Source organism: Luteibacter sp. PvP120, assembly GCF_054055715.1.
This window is the reverse complement of the sequence record NZ_JBSRXP010000001.1, coordinates 389,869-404,926: the sequence shown is the minus strand read 5'-3', so window position 1 is coordinate 404,926 and position 15,058 is coordinate 389,869. Positions and strand designations below refer to the sequence as shown.

The 15,058-nt window shown below is 69.1% G+C and carries 9 protein-coding genes; 7 read left to right on the top strand and 2 right to left on the bottom strand.

Annotation, left to right across the window (positions count from 1 at the left end; genetic code table 11):
* Positions 1-16: 16 nt before the first annotated feature.
* Positions 17-1,462: a cytochrome P450 gene (locus tag ACVKN3_RS01585; protein ID WP_354512922.1), complete on the top strand. Its 1,446-nt coding sequence runs from the start codon at positions 17-19 to the stop codon at positions 1,460-1,462.
* Positions 1,459-2,850: an MATE family efflux transporter gene (locus ACVKN3_RS01580; protein ID WP_354512924.1), complete on the top strand. Its 1,392-nt coding sequence runs from the start codon at positions 1,459-1,461 to the stop codon at positions 2,848-2,850. Before ACVKN3_RS01585 ends, ACVKN3_RS01580 begins: the two co-directional genes overlap by 4 nt.
* 65 nt (positions 2,851-2,915) lie before the next feature.
* On the opposite strand, the gene ACVKN3_RS01575 is transcribed toward ACVKN3_RS01580, so the two are convergent.
* Positions 2,916-3,110, bottom strand: coding sequence for a hypothetical protein (locus ACVKN3_RS01575; RefSeq protein ID WP_285405694.1), 195 nt, complete (start codon positions 3,108-3,110; stop codon positions 2,916-2,918).
* A 72-nt stretch (positions 3,111-3,182) separates the two neighbouring features.
* On the opposite strand from ACVKN3_RS01575, the gene ACVKN3_RS01570 reads away from it, so the two are divergent.
* Positions 3,183-11,498, top strand: coding sequence for a GH36-type glycosyl hydrolase domain-containing protein (locus ACVKN3_RS01570; RefSeq protein WP_354512926.1), 8,316 nt, complete (start codon positions 3,183-3,185; stop codon positions 11,496-11,498).
* A gap of 73 nt (positions 11,499-11,571) precedes the next feature.
* Positions 11,572-11,772 (top strand): hypothetical protein, encoded by a 201-nt coding sequence (locus ACVKN3_RS01565; RefSeq protein WP_354512928.1) that lies wholly within the window; start codon positions 11,572-11,574, stop codon positions 11,770-11,772.
* Between the two features lie 18 nt (positions 11,773-11,790).
* Here the strand turns inward: ACVKN3_RS01565 and ACVKN3_RS01560 are convergent, their stop codons facing one another.
* On the bottom strand, positions 11,791-12,420 hold the full coding sequence (locus ACVKN3_RS01560; RefSeq protein WP_354512930.1) for a TMEM175 family protein: 630 nt from the start codon (positions 12,418-12,420) through the stop codon (positions 11,791-11,793).
* A 146-nt stretch (positions 12,421-12,566) separates the two neighbouring features.
* Between ACVKN3_RS01560 and ACVKN3_RS01555 the strand changes: the two genes are divergently transcribed.
* The 3 genes from ACVKN3_RS01555 to ACVKN3_RS01545 all read left to right on the top strand — a co-directional run bounded on the left by ACVKN3_RS01555 (position 12,567) and on the right by ACVKN3_RS01545 (position 15,052).
* Positions 12,567-13,010 carry a hypothetical protein gene (locus tag ACVKN3_RS01555; protein ID WP_285405702.1) on the top strand — a complete coding sequence of 148 codons (444 nt, stop codon included), beginning with the start codon at positions 12,567-12,569 and terminating at the stop codon, positions 13,008-13,010.
* Positions 13,003-14,322 (top strand): sorbosone dehydrogenase family protein, encoded by a 1,320-nt coding sequence (locus ACVKN3_RS01550; protein WP_354512932.1) that lies wholly within the window; start codon positions 13,003-13,005, stop codon positions 14,320-14,322. Before ACVKN3_RS01555 ends, ACVKN3_RS01550 begins: the two co-directional genes overlap by 8 nt.
* 292 nt (positions 14,323-14,614) lie before the next feature.
* Positions 14,615-15,052, top strand: a complete 438-nt coding sequence (locus tag ACVKN3_RS01545; protein ID WP_354512934.1) for a hypothetical protein — start codon at positions 14,615-14,617, stop codon at positions 15,050-15,052.
* The last annotated feature ends 6 nt before the right edge of the window (positions 15,053-15,058 follow it).

Below are 15,058 nucleotides of genomic sequence, written 5' to 3'. Positions count from 1 at the left end.
CGCCTCCAGGACCGCCATGAACGACACACCCGCCCTGCAGTACTCGCGCGGCATCCAGGACCTGCCGGGCCCGAAGGGCCAGCCCTGGGTGGGCAACGCGCTGCAACTCAGCGGGCGGCAGATGCACCAGAAGTTCACCGCCTGGGTGCGCGAGTTCGGCCCGATGTTCCGCCTGGAGGTGTTCGGCAACCCCATCGTCATCGTCTCCGACGCGCCCACGGTACAGGCGGTGCTCAAGGAACGGCCCGAGGTGTTCCGGCGCAGCGGCAGCCTGAAGACGATCATGCAGGAGCTGGACATCCGCGGCGTGATCACCGCCGAGGGGGATGCCTGGCGCAAGCAGCGCAAGCTGGTGATGAGCGGGTTGAGCGCGGAGGTGATCCGCAACTTCTTCCCGACCATGCGCTTCATGACCGAACGCATGATGGACCGCTGGAAGCACCGGCTCGCCCAGGGCCTGCCGGTCGACTTGCGCCGGGACCTGAAGGCCATGGCGCTGGACGTGATCGTGGGCATCGCGATGGGCCACGACATCGATGCGGTCAACGACGAAGGCGGCCCGCTGCAGCGGAGCATCGATGCCATCTTCCAGCGGCTTGGCCAGCGCACCACGGCGGCGTTCCCGTACTGGCGCCATGTCCGGTTGCCGGTGGATCGCGCCGCCGACCGCGCGTCGGCGCAGATCGCAGCATCCGTGCAGGGCTTCGTCCGCGACGCCCGCGCGCGCATGGCGCAGCAGCGCCAGCTGCACGAGAAACCCGGCAACATGCTGGAAGCGATGATCGTCGCGGCGGAAGACCCGGCGTCCGGCTTCACCGACGAAGAGCTGATGGACAACGCGGTGCTCAGCGTCATCGGCGGCGAGGACACCACCGCCAACTCCATCGCCTGGATGCTCCACCTGCTGGCCCAGCATCCTGCGGCGGCCGCAGCGCTCACGGCGGAGGTGGACGCGGTGCTCGGCGAGGACACGCTCATCCGCGACTGGGAGCTGATGAAGCGCTTCGACTACCTGGAGGCCACCTTCAGCGAGGCGCAGCGCCTGCGCTCGGTGGCGCCGTATGTGGGGGTCACCAGCAACATCGATTGCGTGGTCGCGGACACGCTGATCCCGAAGAACACCGCCATCGTGGTGGCAACGGCGGGGGAGGGACTGGACGAAGGGCAGTTTCCCGATCCGGCCGCGTTCTCGCCGGAGCGCTGGATCTTCGAGCAGCGCCCGCCGCGCGAGCGGGACCCGGCGCGCAAGCTGTTTCCGTTCGGCAGCGGACCGCGGCTGTGCCCGGGTCGTTTTCTTGCGCTCACCGAGATCACCATGGTCGTCTCCATGATCCTGCGCAACTTCGAGCTGGAGCTGGACACGAAGGCGCCACCGGTGCGGGAGGTGCTCAATTTCTTCATGGCTCCCAGTTCGCTGCCGGTACGGATCAGGCTGCGCACGCCGCCGGGGGCTGCCCCGTGATCCCGGCGGCGCGCGAGTCCAACCTCGAGATCGCCCGGCGCATCCTGGGCGTGTCGCTGCCCCTGATGGGCTCGATGGTCGGCAACCTCATCATGATGCTGGTGGACCGGGTGTGCCTGGCACGGTATTCCAGCGAGACCCTGGCCGCGTCCGGCCCGGCGGTCTATACGGCCATGGCCATCATCGGTTTCTTCGCCGCGGTGGTGGGCTTCTCGCGCTCCTGCGTGGCCCAGGCCTTCGGCCGGTCCGGCCACGACGCCGCGGCCTACCAGGCGGCCGTCGGCATCGTCGTCGGCATCCTGTTCTCCGTCGCCTTGCTGCTGCTGGCGCCGCTGATGGCGATGATCCCGTCGCTGAGTCAGCGGCCGCCCGCCATCACCCACCTGGAATCGCAGTTCCTGTACTGGTCGGCGTATTTCGGCGCGGCGATGACCTTCAACATGGCGCTGTCGTCGTATTTCAACGGCATCGGCAAGACGCGCATCACGCTGGTGGCGGGGCTGCTCGGCCAGGTGGTCGGCATCGTGATGACCATCGGCCTGGTCTTCGGCCGCTTCGGCCTGCCCGAGCTGGGCATGCGTGGCTCGGCGCTGGGCACCCTGTGCGGCACGCTGGCGATCACCGCCTGCTATCTGCCGTATGTGCCGCGGCAGATATGGTCGACCCTGCGCGGGCTGGTGCGCACGCGCGGCGTTCCCCTGGCCGAGGTGGGGCCGCGACTGCGCAAGGGTGTGGCGCTGGGTGTGACGGCGGGCATCGGCAATTTCGGCAACGCCGCCTTCATCTGGATCATCGCCGGGCTGGGCGCCATCGCGCTGGCCGCCAACAACGTCAACCTGACGGTCAGCTACCTGGGCGTGATCCCGCTGCTGGGCCTGGGCATCGGCTGCAGCGTGCTGTGCGGCAATGCGCTGGGCAAGGACGAGTTCCACCAGGTGCCGCGGATCATCGCGGTGACGCTGGGCATCGAACTGGCGTACGTGGCGGTGATGTCCTTCTTCCAGATCGTGACCCCGGACGTGCTGCTGAATCCGTTCGGTCTGGCCGACAAGCCCGAGGCGATCCGGCAGGCCTCGGTCGCCACCTCACGGGTGTTGTGGACCTATTCGCTCGCCTTCGCCTTCTCGATGACCGGGCAGGCGGTGCTGGAGGCCTTCGGCATCACCCGCTTCCTGTTCATCACCCGGTTCGTGTTCATGTGGGGTCTGAGTATCCCCACGGTGTACCTGATGACCCTGGGCCACGTCGGCGATGCCGGGTTCCTGCCCACCTGCTGGATCGTGGGTTCCAGCTACGAGGCGGCCATCGGGGTGTTCTACTTCTGGCGGATCGCCGTGGCGGTGAGTAAACGGCAGAACGCGATCGTGCTGACCCGGGCACAGGCCTGACCGGGTTTCACCCGGATCATTCGCCCTGCACGCGGAAAGGACTACTCTCGGGGGTCAGGTGTGGATCATCCGCGCCGGGAGTGGCTCATGCTTAGCGTCGCGATGTTCATGGCGGGTCTATAGACCTCTTCCGGCGCAAGCGGACCCGGGTTGCCGCGGGCTCCGAGCGTGAGCCGGCCCTCCGGGCCGAGCTCTTCAATACCGAACAACTGGAAGCCTACGGCGCGCAACTGGCGACGCGGCACCGCGTAGCGGCCCATCGCTCCGCCGAATGGCTGCTGCCGCGGCTGGCCGACAACGAGACCGTCATCGTCGATGCCTGCCGTGGCCTGATGGCCGCCGGCAAGCGCGGCGAGGGCACCACGCCTGCGGGCGAGTGGCTGCTCGACAACCTCTACGTGATGGAAGAACACGTCCGCGCCGCGGAAAAGGATTTCCCCAAGGGTTACAGCCGTGAACTGCCGCAGCTCGACGGCGGACCGTCCAGCGGGCTGCCTCGGGTCTACGACATCGCCCTGGAGGTCATCTCCCACGGCGACGGCCGGATCGACGCGGCCGGACTGGCGCGCTTCCTCGACGCCTACCAGACGGTAGTGCCGCTCAGCCTCGGTGAGCTGTGGGCCGTGCCGATCATGCTGCGGCTGGCGCTGATCGAGAACCTGCGCCGCATCGCCGTTCGCGTGACGCTGGATCGCTCGCGCCGCCGCCGGGCCACGCGCTGGGCCGACGCGATGACGCGCATGGCCGCGGAGGATCCGAAGAACGTGGTGCTGGTGGTGGCGGACATGGCACGTTCGGCGCCGGTGATGAGCGCCCCGTTCGTCGCCGAGCTGGTGCGCCGCCTGCAAGGGCAGGGGCCGGCGCTGGCCATGCCGCTGGGCTGGGTGGAACAACGACTGGCCGAGTCGGGACGCAGCACCGATCACCTGGTCCAGGCGGAATCGCAGCAGCAAGCCATGCACCAGGTGTCGGTCGGCAACAGCATCGGCAGCCTGCGCTCGCTGGCCACGATCGACTGGCGCCATTTCGTCGAGGCGGCCAGCCTGGTGGAAAGCTGCCTGCGCGAGGACCCGGCCGGCATCTATCCGGCCATGGACTTCGCCAGCCGCGATCGCTACCGCCATGCGGTGGAGAAACTGTCGCGCACCGCGCGCATCGACGAGCGGACCGTGGCACGGCGCGCGATCGAGGCTGCTCAGGCGCCGGACGCGACGCCGGCCAACCTCGCCGCGCGACACGTGGGTTACCACCTGGTGGGCGCGGGACGCCCCGCGCTGGAACGCGCGCTGGGCGCTCGGCGCCGACTGGCCACGCGCTGCCGGCAGGCCTTCGACCGGGCGCCGTTCGCCTGGTCGCTGGTGGCCTTCCTCACGCTCACCGGTGCGTTGACGACCGCCTTGGTGGGTACCGCGGCGATCGGGCCCGCCTATGCATGGGAGCGGTCCTTGCTCGCGCTGGGCTGCATCGTCGTCGCCAGCCAGCTCGGCCTTAGCCTGCTGCACCTGATCGCCTCCTTGCTGACCGCCCCCGATTACCTGCCGCGCATGGACTACGAGGACGGCCTGCCCGACACCGCGCGCACGCTCGTGGCCGTGCCGACCCTGCTGGGCAGCCCGCAGGACGTGGACGACGTGGCGGAGGGGCTCGAGGTACGCTTCCTGGCCAATCGCGACGATGCCCTGCATTTCGCGCTGCTCACCGACTTCCCCGACGCCGATCAGGCGGTGATGCCCGGCGATGCGGCCATCCTCGCGCAGGCGACGCTCCGGATCGATGCGCTCAACGCAACGTACCCGTCCAGCGGTGCCGACCGCTTCTATCTCCTCCACCGGCCGCGCGAATGGAGCCCCACGCAGGGGCGCTGGATCGGTTTCGATCGCAAGCGCGGCAAGCTGGCCGCCCTCAATGCGCTGCTGCGCGGCGAAGGCGCCGGGCGTTTCCTGCTGATCGTGGGCCGGATCGCCGAACTGCACGCCGTGCGCTATGTCATCACGCTGGACACCGACACCCACCTGCCGCGCGACGCCGCGCACCAGTTGGTGGCCGCCATGGACCATCCGCTGAACCGCCCCGTGTTCGCCGCCGACAGCAACCGGGTGATCGCCGGGTACAGCCTGATGCAGCCGCGCGTGGGCATCGCGCTGCCGGCGCAGGCGCGCTCGGCCTATGCGCGCCTCTACGGCGCGGACGCCGGCGTCGATCCCTACACGCGCGCGGTATCGGACGTGTACCAGGATCTGTTCCACGAGGGCTCGTTCACCGGCAAGGGCATCTACGACGTGGATGCGTTCGAGCGCGCCATGGCCGGGCGGCTGAAGGACGAGCGCGTGCTCAGCCACGACCTCATCGAAGGCTGCTTCGTCCGCTCGGCGCTGCTGAGCGACGTGCTGGTGTTCGAGGAAATCCCCGAGCGCTATGCCGACGACAGCGTGCGCCGGCATCGCTGGATGCGCGGCGACTGGCAGCTGCTGCCATGGTTGCTGCCCACGGTGCCCAGCCCGCACGGGTGGGTGGCCAACGACCTGAGCCCGCTGTCGCGTTGGAAGCTGTTCGACAACCTGCGCCGCAGCCTGGTCGCCCCGGCCACGCTGGCGCTGCTGGTAGCCGGCTGGCTGTGGGTCGCGCCGGTGCTGACCTGGACCGTGGCGATCCTCGCGATGATGGTGATGCCGGTGCTGTTGCAGGTGCTGATGGACGCCGCGCGCAAGCCGCACGACGTCGCCTGGCAGCAGCACGCCAGCGTGCAGTCGCGTGCGGCGGGCGAACACGCGCTGCGACTCGGCCTGGCGATCGCCTGGCTGCCGCACGAGGCGCGCCTGAGCGTCGATGCGATCGTTCGGTCGCTGTGGCGCGTATGCGTCAGCCGCAGGCACCTGCTCGAATGGCGCTCGTCCGCCGATGTGGAACGACAGGGCCGCGGCACGCGGCAGATTCCCTGGCGCGCGCTGTGGGCCGGACCGGTCGCTGCCATCGCGCTGACCGTGCTGCTGGCCCTGGTGCGGCCGTCGGCCTTGCCGATCGCCTTGCCCTGGCTGCTGGCCTGGCTGGCGTCGCCACCACTGGCCTGGTGGATCAGCCGGGCGCAGGTGAGCAAGCCGTTCGCGCCCAGCGAGGCCGATCACGCCTTCCTGCGGCTGCTGGCGCGGCGCACGTGGGCCTTCTTCGAAACGCACATGGGCCCGTACGACCACTGGCTGCCACCGGACAACGTGCAGATGGCACCGTCGGCGCAACTGGCCCGGCGCACGTCGCCGACCAACATGGGCCTGGGCCTGCTGTCCGGACTGGCCGCCTACGACTTCGGTTACCTCGGTGCCGGCGCCCTGGCGCAACGGCTGGCGAACACGCTGGCCACCATGCAGGGGCTCGAACGGCATCGCGGCCATTTCTACAACTGGTACGACACCGCCACGCTGGCGCCGATGCGTCCGCTGTACGTCTCCAGCGTGGACAGCGGCAACCTGGCCGGCCACCTGTTGACCCTGCAACGCGGCCTGCTCGACGTCGCCCAGGCCCCGGTGTTCCGCAACGCGTCCATCGCCGGGTTGCGCGACACCGTGGCACTGCTGGCGCAGGCCACGGACGAAGGCCACCGTGCACCGCTGACCGCGTGGGCCAGCGAGCTGGCGGCCGCCATGCCGGCCCCGCCGGCATGCATGCGCGACGTGCTCGCGTTCGTCACCGTGCAGCAGGAGCGGCTGCGCGAGGTAACCGCCCAGGCACCCGACACCGTATCTTTCGGCGACGACGAAGGCGTCTTCTGGCTTTCGCGGTTGACCCTGCTGTGCGACGAGCTGCACGAAGAGGCGAGCCTCTGGTACGACGCGGCCACCGACGGCCAGGCCATTCCCACGCTGGCGGAACGGGCGGCGAACACGGCCGATGCCGCGCAGGCTGACCGTGCCACGGCACGCCTGCGGGCCCTGGAGGCCACGGCCTCGCTGGCCGGCGAACTGGCCGTGATGGACCACGCGTTCCTCTACGACGCCCATCGCCGCCTGCTGTCGATCGGTTTCGATGTCGAACGGCGCACGCTGGACGCGTCGTTCTACGACTTGCTGGCCTCCGAAGCGCGCCTGACCACGTTCGTGGCCATCGCCCAGGGCCAGCTGCCTCAGGAGAGCTGGTTCTCGCTCGGCCGGCTGCTCACCAGCACCGGCGGCTCGCCCGTGCTGCTGTCGTGGACCGGGTCGATGTTCGAATACCTCATGCCCATGCTGGTCATGCCGACGTACGAAGGCAGCCTGCTGGAGCAGACCTGCCGCGCCGCGGTGGCGCGGCAGATCGAATACGGCCGGCAACGCAACCTGCCGTGGGGCGTGTCCGAATCCGGCTACCACGCGGTCGATGCGCAGATGACCTACCAGTATCGCGCTTTCGGCGTGCCGGGCCTGGGCCTGAAACGTGGGCTGGGCGAGGACCTGGTGGTGGCGCCGTATGCGTCGGTGCTGGCCCTGATGGTGGCGCCCGCCGCGGCTACCGACAACCTGCGGCGGCTCGCGCGTGCCGGCCTGGCCGGCCGCTTCGGCCTGTATGAAGCGGTCGATTACACGCCCTCGCGCCTTCCCCCGGGCCAGGAGTCCGCCGTGGTGCGGCAGTACATGGCGCACCACCAGGGCATGTCGCTGCTGGCGATCGGTCACGTGCTGCTGGACCGGCCGATGCAGAAGCGCTTCGAGTCGGACCCGCGCATGATGGCGACCAGCCTGCTGTTGCAGGAGCGCGTGCCGCGCATGGCCTCCGAATACCTGCACACGGCGGGCCTGGGCGAAGTGGCGACGGCACCGGCCTTGCCGGAAGCCCGCCTGCGCCTGTTCACCGACCCCGACCGGCCGCGCCCGGCCGTGCAGCTGCTGTCCAACGGCCGTTACCACGTCATGGTCAGCAGCGCCGGCGGCGGCTACAGCCGGCGCGACGGCATGGCCGTCACGCGCTGGCGCGAGGACATCACGCGCGACAGCGACGGCATGTTCTGCTACATCCGCGATCCGGAATCGGGCGATGTCTGGTCCACGGCGTACCAGCCGGTGGCGCGCAACACCGATCGCTTCGAGGCGATCTTCGCCGAGTCGCGCGCGGAGTTCCGCGTGCGCCAGCGCGGCTTTGAAACGCATACCGAGATCGTGGTGTCGCCCGAGGACGATATCGAACTCCGGCGCACGCGCATCACCAACCGTGGCAACACGCGGCGCACGGTCGAGCTGACCAGCTACGCGGAAGTGGTGCTGGCCGACCCGCGCGGCGACGCGGCGCACCCGGCCTTCAGCAAGCTGTTCGTCACCACCGAGATCGTGCCGGCCATGCAGGCGCTGCTGTGCACCCGCCGGCCGCGCTCGGCGGACGAGGCACCGCCGTCGATGTGCCACATGGTCGCGGTGCACGATGCGGACGTGGATGCGATCTCGTACGAGACCGACCGCGCGCGCTTCATCGGACGCGGTCGCAGTACGGCGAGCCCCGTGGCGATGGATGCCGGTCACGATGCGCTCTCCGGTGGCCACGGCGCGGTGCTGGACCCGATCGTCGCCATCCGCGTGCGGATCACCCTCGATCCGGAACAGAGCGCCACGCTCGATTTCGTGACCGGCGTGGCCGACACGCGCCCGGGGTGCCTGCGCCTGATCGAGAAGTATCGCGATCGTTACCTGGCCGACCGTACGTTCGACCTGGCCTGGACCCGCAGCCAGGTGCTGCTGCGCCAGGCCAACGCCACGCTGGTGGACGCGCAGCTCTACGAGCACATGGCGACGTCCATCCTGTACCCGAACCTCGCCCTGCGCGCCGAGCCGGAGCTGATCGCGGCCAACCGGCGCGGCCAGTCGGGGCTGTGGGGGCAGGCGGTCTCGGGCGACCTGCCCATCGTGCTGCTGCGCATCGGCGATATCGCGCGACTGGACATCGCGCGCGAGCTGGTCCGTGCCGCGGCGTACTGGCGGCAGCGCGGGCTGACCGTGGACCTGGTGATCTGGAACGAGGACAGCACGGGTTACCGGCAGACGCTGCACGATGCGCTGACCGGCCTGCTGGCCACCGGTGCGGAAACCAACCTGCTGGACCGCCCCGGCGGCGTGTTCATCCGTGCCGCGCAGTCGTTGTCCCACGAGGACCGCCTGGTGATGGAGGCCAGCGCCTGCATCGTGGTGGTGGACACCCTGGGGTCGCTGCACGAGCAGATGGAGCGACACCGTATCGGTGAGCGTGCCGCGGCCGCCGAGCCGGCCTGGCCGGCGCGCAGGCGTCCCGCCCCGGTGCCGGCGGTGCCCGTCTCGGCAGCCTTTTCCGCCGACGGCACGGAATACGTCATCACCCTGGCACCCGGTGCCACCACGCCCGCGCCCTGGTGCAACGTGCTGGCCAATCCGTCGTTCGGCAGCGTGGTCTCGGAAAGCGGCAGTGCCTACACCTGGGCGGAGAACGCCCATGGTTGCCGTCTGACGCCGTGGCAGAACGATCCGGTCGAGGATGCCTGCGGCGAGGCGATCTACCTGCGCGACGAAGCCACCGGGCACACCTGGTGCCCGACCCCGTTGCCGATGCGCGGTGAAGGCACATACACCACGCGCCACGGCTTCGGCTACAGCGTGTTCGAGCACACGGAAGGCTCGTTGTCGTCGCGCCTGGAGGTCTTCGTGGCGCTGGATGCGTCGGTGAAGTTCCAGGTGCTGCGCCTGACCAACGACGGTGCCGACGCACGGCGGCTGTCGATCACCGCCTATGTGGAATGGCTGCTCGGCGACGTGCGCGAGAAGAGTGCCATGCACGTGGTCACCGAGATCGATCCGTCGACGGGCGCGCTGTTCGCGCGCAATGCGTACAACAGCGAGTTCCCCGATCGCGTCGCGTTCCTCGATGTGGAAGACGCGGAGCGCGACGTCGGCGGCGACCGTACCGGCTTCCTCGGCCGCAATGGGCACACCGGTGGCCCCCTGGGCATGCGCCGTGCCGGCTGGCATAACCGCGTCGGCGCGGGGCTGGATCCCTGCGGCGTGCTGCGTTCGACGATCACCCTGGCACCGGGTGAATCGCGCGACGTGGTGATCCGCCTGGGCATGGGCGTGGACGAGGTGGACGCGCGCGGCCTGGTACTGCGCTTCCGCGACGACGGCTCGGCGGCACGCGCGCTGGCCGCCGTGCGCGAGCACTGGCGGCAGACGCTCGGCGCGGTGCAGGTCAGCACGCCCGATGCGGCGACCGACCGTTTCGCCAACGGCTGGCTGCTCTACCAGACCATCGCCGCGCGGCTGTGGGCGCGCAGCGGCTACTACCAGTCCGGTGGCGCCATCGGTTTCCGCGACCAGTTGCAGGACTCCATGGCCACCCAGCACGCGGCACCGGCCATGGCCCGGGCGCAACTGCTGATATGCGCGGCGCACCAGTTCGCCGAGGGCGACGTGATGCACTGGTGGCACCCGCCCGGCGACCGCGGCGTGCGTACCACCTGCTCGGACGACTACCTGTGGTTGCCGCTGGCGACCAGCCGATACGTCCAGGCCAGTGCCGACACCGGCGTACTGGACGAGTCCATCGAGTACATCGAAGGCCGTACGCTGCGACATGGCGAGGAATCCTGGTACGACCAGGCCCGTCCGTCCGGCCAGCGTGCCACGCTGTACGCGCACTGCGTGCGCGCCATCGAGCACGCCATGCCACGGGGCCGGCACGGCCTGCCGCTGATGGGCGGCGGCGACTGGAACGACGGGATGAACAAGGTCGGCGAAGGCGGGCAGGGCGAGAGCGTCTGGCTGGGCTTCTTCCTCGTCCATGTGCTGCGCGAGTTCGCGGTCACCGCGCGAGGCCACGGCGACGCACCGTTCGCCGGGCGCTGCCTGGCGGAAGCCGATACGTTGTCACGGGCGCTCGACGCCGAGGCCTGGGACGGCGACTGGTACCGCCGCGCCTGGTTCGACGACGGCACGCCACTGGGGTCCGCCGCCAACGACGAGTGCCGCATCGATGCGATCGCGCAGAGCTGGTCCGTGCTGTCCGGCGTGGCCGGCACCGAGCGGCGCGAGCAGGCCATGGCCTCGCTGGATCGGCACCTGGTGCTGGAGGACCCCGGCATGATCCGGCTGCTCGATCCGCCGTTCGACCGGTCGGCCATGGACCCGGGCTACATCAAGGGCTACGTGCCGGGTGTGCGCGAAAACGGCGGCCAGTACACGCACGCCGCGGTGTGGGCGGCCATGGCCTTCGCGCAGATGGGACGCCATGAGCGCGCGTGGGAACTGGTGAAGATGATCCATCCGGCCAGCCACACGGGCGACGCGCAGGCGATCGATCGCTACAAGGTCGAGCCCTATGTCATCGCGGCGGATGTGTATTCCGTGCCGCCCCATGTGGGGCGCGGCGGCTGGAGCTGGTACACGGGTTCCGCCGGCTGGATGTACCGCCTGCTGGTGGAAACGCTGCTGGGCCTCCGTCGCGAGGGCGATCGGCTGTGGATCGCACCGCGCGTGCCCGCGGCGTGGCCCGGCTATGGCATGCGCTATCGCCACGGCGGGTCCGGCTATGTCATCGCGCTGCGCCCTGCGGCCGACGGGGAGGCCGGCAGCCTTCACGTCGACGGCATCCTGGTCGCCGACGGGGCCATACCGCTGGTCGACGATGGCACGGAGCACCGGGTAGAGGTGGTGTACCTGCGGCACTGACGGCAAGCTAACGCGGGAAGGCGCAGCGTAGGGGTTGCCGGGGCACGCCCGGCGGCCAAGGAGTGCCACGCTCATGTCCAAGCGCCCCGACCATCCATCACCCGAGCCCCAGCTGCGCGAGGATCGCACCAGCGCCTACAACGTCGCCGCGGCCACGCATCCCGGTGCCTGCGTCGTACGCGTAGTGGACGCGTCCGGTGCCTGCGTGCCGCGTAACGATGCCGCCAAGGTGGCACCTGCCTCCCGGCCGTCGCACCCGGCAAAGCGCACCTGAGCCTCGCCGCCGGTCGCGTCAGGCCTCGTCGGCGGCGACCTTGCGCGTCCCCAGGCGCGCATAAAGCATCACCACCAGCGGCGTAAGCACCAGCAGGATGTTGCTGCGCCCTGGCCACCACATCGCCAGGATGCCCGAGAGCAGGGCCATCGACGGCATCGCCAGGCTGCGACGACGCAGCACGGCCACGGTGTCGTCACTCACATCCGGCGCCAGGAAGGGTGGCCGCAATGCCTTGCGTACCAGCCGGTACTGCAGCAGACCGGCGATGAGCAGGCTGGTCGCGTAGAACACTTCCGGCACGCGTTCCACGGGGTGGGCACTCATCAACGCCGTGGAGAACGGTGTGAAGGCGATGGCCATCAGCAGGAACAGGTTCGGCCACACGATGGATGGGTCGTAGTGGCGCAACAGGCCGAACACGCGATGGTGAGCCGCCCAGACCGCGCCCACGACGACGAAGCTGAGGAAGAAGCCGGCCAGCTGGGGTATCAGTTCCACCAGGGCCTCCAGCCACGCCGCATCGCTGGACGCCGCCGGATGCGGCACGTGCACCTCGATGATCAGCAGCGTGATGGCGATGGCGAATACCGCATCCGAAAAAAACGTCAGCCGCTCCAGCTGCTGATCCTGGCCATGCTCCGACATCCCCACCCCTCGTTATGATCCCGGCGCGATGATCGCCCGTCACGGGTATGCATGGGAAGGGCGCGCAGCAGACATGGCCTAGACACGACGCGGACCAGCATGGCCCGTGCGTCATCCATCCGATCCATCCAGGGAGACCCTCGATCATGCATTCCCGCGTCGTGTCGCAGCGAAACGTGGTGGCCACCACGCTCTATGGCCTGCTCAATCCCATCCCCTTCGGCTGCTTCGTCGCCGCCCTGATCTTCGATGCGACCTATGCCCACACCGGCGTCCTGCTGTGGATCAAGGGTGCCGCGTGGCTGATCGTGTTCGGCCTGCTGTTCGCTATCGTTCCCCGGCTGGTCAACCTGGTGCAGGTATGGATTACCTCACGCCATGCGCTATGGCGTGGTGCGCGTATCGATTTCTGGCTGAACCTGGTGGCGATCGTCGTGGCGATCGTCAACGCCTTCGTCCACACCCGCGACGCCTATGCCGCCGTACCGATGGGCGTCTGGCTGTCTGCCGTGACGGTGTTGCTGCTGGCCGTCGCCCATATCCTCGTCGCGGTGTACGCGAACGACCACGGAGTGATCGTCCATGACTAAGTCCTTCGCACTCAGCAGCCTTGCCCTGGCCTGCCTGGTCGGCCTCGCGGGATGCAGCGAAAAAGCCTCGCTGGCGCCGCCGGACCAGTCCGGCGCGGATCCTTCGCTGCCCGCGCCGCGGCACTTCCTCGTCCCGCCGATGCAGGTGCCCGACAAGGCCGGCTGGAAGCCGGGGCAGACCCCGCATGTGGCACCCGGTCTGGCCATCGAGGCCATCGCTACCGGCCTGATGCATCCGCGCCAGCTTTATACGCTGCCCAACGGCGACGTGCTGGTGGTGGAATCCAACGGCCCGGGCACCGAACCGGTCACCACGCCCAAGCAACTGATGGCGGGACTGGTCAAGGATCAATCCGGCAAGGGTGGCAAGGGCGGCAATCGCATCACCCTGTTGCGCCGGCAAGGGCAAGGGCAGGGCGCCTGGGAGAAACACGACTTCGTCGACGGGCTGAACTCGCCGTTCGGCGTGCAGCTGATCGGCAACACGCTGTACGTGGCCAACACCGACGGCATCGTCACCTTCCCGTATACGGAGGGCGAGACCCATATCGCCGCGGCGCCCACCGTGTTCGCCGACCTGCCCGACACGATCAACCATCACTGGACCAAGGCCCTGCAGGCGAACCCGGAGGGGACCAAGCTGTATGTCGGTGTCGGCTCCAACAGCAACATCACCGAGAACGGCCTGGACGTGGAATATCGCCGCGCGGACGTGCTCGAGGTGGACGTGGCCACGGGCGCCAGCCGGATCTACGCGGCGGGCCTGCGCAACCCCACGGGGCTGCAATGGGATCCGGTGGGCAACACGTTGTGGGCCATCGTCAACGAGCGCGACGAGATCGGTGCCGACCTGGTGCCCGATTACCTGACCTCGGTACGCCCGGGCGCCTTCTACGGCTGGCCGTACAGCTACTACGGCCAGCATGTGGATACCCGCGTCAAGCCGCAACGCCCCGACCTGGTGGCCAAGGCGATCCGGCCGGATTACGCCATCGGCTCGCACGTCGCGCCGCTGGGGCTGCTGCTGACCCAGGCCAACGCACTGCCGACGAAGTACCACAACGGCGCCTTCATCAGCGAGCACGGCAGCTGGGATCGCTCGCCACTGAGCGGCTACGAAGTGGTCTTCGTGCCGTTCCGGGATGGCAAGCCGCAGGGCAAGCCAGAGACCATCGTCAGCGGCTTCTATTCCGACGACCAGAAGCAACTCTACGGTGCTCCCGTGGGCATCGTGCAGGACAAGGACGGTGCGGTGCTGATCGCCGACGATGTGGGCGATACGGTGTGGCGGGTCACACCGGCGGCGCCCTGAGCCACATGCACTGGCCAGCGTTCAGAAGAACCTCACGTCGCTCCGGACGTCCGGAGCGACGTATTTCAGGCCCTGGCTGAACGACTGGCAGCGCCCAAACCCGTGAAATGGACGTCTATTTCACGGGTGCGAATGCTGCGATGCCGCATGGCGACGCGGTTCGCATGGACGTCCGTAACAGGGGCGTTACATGTCACCCGGACCTTCGCTGAATGCCGTCGCCAACCCGGGGTTGCCATCGCCACGCGGGGTCTTGCAAGTTCGGGGCGTCCCCACCGCCACCGGATTGCGTATGCCGATACAACAGCTGTCCCCCGATCGCACGGATAACGCCGACCCCACCGTCGGTCCTCCCGATCACATCGCTCCCGCGCTCGCCCAAGTGCGTCCGCATCTGCCGCTGATGCTCGTACTGGCGGTGTGCGCGACCGTCGTCGTCGCGGCCGACCCGCCGCGACGCATGGATCTGTTGATCGCCGAATGGTTCGGCAGCGCCGTCGCGCTGGGCATGGTGCCGTTGTTGCTGGTGCGTGGACTGCGCGTACGCAAGGTGGCCCCCGTGATGGCGCTGACCCTGGCGATGGCCGTGGCGCTTGCCCAGGGCCGTGACGACGACCCTGCCACCGAGGGTGGCCGTCCGTCGCCGCACACCCATCAGAACCGCCTGCCGACCGCATCCGACGGTTTCGGCGCGTACACCACGCCGCGCGCTGCCGCGCACAACAGCTGATCGTCA